Origin of the sequence: Xanthomonas axonopodis (assembly GCF_001304695.1) — a bacterium.
Classification (GTDB): Bacteria; Pseudomonadota; Gammaproteobacteria; order Xanthomonadales; family Xanthomonadaceae; genus Xanthomonas; species Xanthomonas axonopodis.
The window spans coordinates 1-3774 of record NZ_JFAQ01000249.1 but is presented as its reverse complement, the minus strand read 5'-3'; the positions used below and the strand labels follow the sequence as shown (position 1 = coordinate 3774).

Below are 3774 nucleotides of genomic sequence, written 5' to 3'. Positions count from 1 at the left end.
TGAGGACGGCAATGATCTGGCTGTCGGTGAAGCGGGATGTCTTCATGGAACCTCCTCGGAAAAGGGTACGAGAAAATTCCACTTCTGGCGTCAGCTGACCTGGGGGGGGGGGGGATTACCAATGAGCCAATCGTGAGTTCCGAAGACCGACCGTAGACGCTCACTGACAGCATTCCTGACGGAAATCTCCACCAAGCACATAACCGGAACCAAAGCCGCCGCCACCTGAATGGTAGAGTCATGCACTGCGAGCGCATCCCGCTCCGTGCCGGTTAGCTGAACAAAGGCAGAAAGCCGCTCTGCTGAAAGCAGTGCAGCCATCCCTGCGAGTTCTTCTTCTGTCATCCTGACCCCCTGCTTGAGACCTAAGAGTAGCCCGGTTCAGTCTCACGGTCATCTTGTTGTTGACAACTCCGTAGCAACTGCGTAACGTTGGCTTCGAGACGTCGGGGTAATGTGGGCAGCTAGGTTCGCCGTGACGCACACCAGACTACCTATAAGAAGGGCGCCCTCGTGGCGCCCTTCTCCTTTTCTGGCTCAGGAAGGCTAGCTACTCGGCCCTGCGGTTGTACCTGCTGGCGCGCATTCTGGCGCCGAGTGTCGCGTGGCTGACACCCTGCCTTATCGCGACCTATGACTTAACAGGTTGGCCAGGATGGTCACGTCATCAACGGTCAACCTGCCCGGCTCTATTACCGCCGCAATCGCCCGGTTAACGGCTTCCTGGTGGGGCAGCTGACGGATCGCATTCGCAAAGGTTTGCATCACCGGCGGGACGTCAGGCTGCTGCGCCGCCTGGCACCTGACAGAATGCAAGCGCGGAAGAACAGCACGGAATGCCTCTTCCCGACGTTCTCCTGGCAAGGCGCCCACATGATTCATCAAATTCGACAATGCAGCCAACTTCGGAGCGTTCTGAATCTGATCAACGGATTCCAACACGGCGTTGAATGCCTCGAAGCGTTGTTGCTGCGGTAGCGCCGGAAGACGTGCCGCAATTTGACCGAATGAACGCAACACCTGTTCGTTGCGATCTTCATCGGCGGGATAGGGGAAATGCTCGGCAGCGTGTAACGACGCGCGCACATCCTCTACGGTCGCGATGGATGCAAACTCCAACGCGGGGTCGTAGCGCGGACGCGCGGCCAGCAATTGCTGGAGACGCTCGTTTGTCTCTTGTCTCATCTGCGTCGAGGTACTGTTCAGTCTTGCCAGACCTTTGGGTCCCATCCGTTGCACCACCTCAGCTCGCAAATCACGGGGCAAGGCGGGTAATCCATCGAACGTTGCGGCTCGCTTGTTCTGCTGCTCATCGCGCTTGGCTGGCTGCGGTTGCGCTGCTCCTGCTTGACTGGAGGATGCTTCCCCGGCAGGGTTGGATGCAGTTGCGTGACTTGTCGAAGCTGCGGGCTTGATCTGCACGTGCTTGCTCCTGAAGGCGTTTGCCCTGAAGGTATTTGAACTGAACGCACTCTACACCTAAGCCTAGTGAAGGTTGGTTTTTTTTTTGCTCGCCACTGCGTAGTCATTTGCACTTACACGAACGCGGCCAAACCAACTCTGCCCTTCAAGACGGGGCAGCAAGATGCTGGTGGCGTGGCTCACGCACCGTTCATTTCGCCAATCCATGCAAAGCGGAGCAGCAAGGGGGACAGCAACTGCCTTCCTCGGGCATGAACGCGGCGCGATTTACCGTGGGCGCCTCGCCATGGCGCATGCACTGAAAGCGAGAAGCCGAGCTGGCGGGAACGAATTAATCAAGCTCAGCGCCAGGAAAACCACTGACGGCGCCAATGCCGCCAGGCTGATGAGCCCAATCACGCCGCAAGCTGTAGTGCCCCATAGTTGGGGTTGTAAGTCGGAACCCCAGAAAATCCCGTCACTCAAACTCCAACCCCGCCACAAGCGCATCCAAGTCGATCATCTTGCCGTCGCTTTGAAAGGTGTAGTGCCCGTTCAGCAGGATGTGCCGCCAAGCTGCCGGCGACATCCTGGTGATCAGCGCTAGCGCCTTGACGTTACCACTGGCCTCATACCGGGTCAGCAACCGCGACAGGGAAGCGGGTCAGATTAAAAGTGCTGGTGACAGTCTCACATCCCGGCCAGCTTGGCCCCAACGAAGCCGCCCACCACGCCGGCGACAAATGCGAACCCAGCCAGTAGCAGCACGAACCGCCGCGCCTTGCTCTCAAGCGCCGCATTCGCGGCGACGAGCTGCGCCGCGCTGCTGTTGAGCTGATTCCCGATCTGCGCGGCCGCGTGTCGGCCAATTGAGCTTGGCGGCCAGGAACGCCTTGCCGGCCGCGTCCGTTGTTGCCTTCTCGATCTTTCCGGATAGCGCCTCATCTGCTTGCTCGAAGCGACGCACGATGGCGTCGACATCTTGCAGCAGCTCGGCCATGAGCGCTTCGCGGGCCGTGGATACGTTACTACCCATGACGCCTCCTCACGTGAACAACGCCTTGTAGGCATCATCGAGGTTCCTGTTAGCCGACTTGGCGAGCACTGGCGAGCTCGCGGGCGGCTGCCAGCTGGATTCCTGGCGGTTTTGTCACGGTGGGTTTCCTGGCAAGTCAAAACCGGATTTTTGATGATCGCGAGCCGGTTCGCCACCATCGCCAGCAGTCTGGCGATAGGGGAGGGCGCACATACCATCTATTACACGAAAAGGCAATCCAGATCGATCTTGAATGATCGCTATACCTTGTGGCTCAGTGGGCAGGCTCCACGTGGAGCCTGCCCACTGAGCCACGTGGAGCAATCAACGGCTGAGCGCCGCGACCCGCTGTATGCGCTGAATCTGTCTTGCTGGTTACAGCATGCCCGTTGACACCGACGCCTAGAAAAAGCAAAGCCTGAGACGCGGCAACGTCTCAGGCTTCATCGGCATGTCCACCAAACTGCAGGAGTGGTTGGATTGTTAGTCCGAATTATAGCGCCAACCCTGCTCGATGCCAAGCTCACATGGCGTGCCCCTACGCTGTGCTCCGGGTCGGGCTGTCGTGCTTCGCATCGAGCCCCGCTGCGCGTGTCTCGCCCTATTCGGGCTTCCATCCACGGCCCTGCGGGCCTCTCACGCCTTCGGCCGCTGAGCGGCCTGCGCGCTCCGCTTGCCCTGATTGGCGGCCAGCTGGCGCTGGCCAGCATGTGCGATCGCCAGCTGCCGGCGCCGGCGGCGCCAACACCCGACGAGCAGCTCGCCCACCTCTTGCCCACCGTGCGTGCTGCGCCAGGCGGGCGGAACCGCCCGGCGCAGCCGGCCTTGGGCCGCGCCCCGTGGACAAGACGAGGACGACCTGCAATTCGGCAGGCCCGCCCACCCCTTGACCGCACAGCTTCCCCGACGCCTGGGGATAGGTGGAGCTATCAGCTATCCCCGACGGCGACGGCGACGGGCAGCGCTGCGCGCTGGCTGTGGATCAGGCGTGGACGGCCGCGTGAGCCTCATGGCGGCCGCCTGGCGGCGTCCCACCCTCCGGGTCGCCGTCCGGGACCCGGCGCGCCCCTGACGGGGCTTGCCGGCCCTTCCGCGCGATCGTCGGGGCTCGGCAGAGCCGGTCGGCCGCTATCAGCCCTTGAACCTGCACCACGTCGCCGGCGCGAGCAAGGGGCTTTCGCGGCATAAACGGTTCCCCCCGCTGCGCGGGTCCCCCCATTTAGAGCGGCTAACAAAACCCAGGAAGCATGCGTAAGCAGATGATGGAGCATGCAAGCGAGAGCAACGCTAAGTGGATATCGATGCGGCGTTCGAAGCGGATACGCAGCTTGCCCATG

1 protein-coding gene and 3 pseudogenes are annotated in these 3774 nt (G+C 61.3%); all 4 read right to left on the bottom strand.

What is annotated here, in order from left to right; genetic code table 11:
• Positions 1-621 precede the first annotated feature (621 nt).
• The gene (locus XAXN_RS18845; protein ID WP_134980484.1) at positions 622-1422 is read right to left on the bottom strand and encodes a hypothetical protein; all 801 of its coding nucleotides are present in this window, start codon (positions 1420-1422) and stop codon (positions 622-624) included.
• Between the two features lie 457 nt (positions 1423-1879).
• Positions 1880-2062, bottom strand: a pseudogene (locus tag XAXN_RS18840) (hypothetical protein); the annotation flags it as partial.
• 29 nt (positions 2063-2091) lie between these two features.
• Positions 2092-2401 (bottom strand): annotated as a pseudogene (locus tag XAXN_RS18835) (hypothetical protein).
• A 1264-nt stretch (positions 2402-3665) separates the two neighbouring features.
• Positions 3666-3774, bottom strand: a pseudogene (locus XAXN_RS22805) (IS5/IS1182 family transposase); the annotation flags it as partial.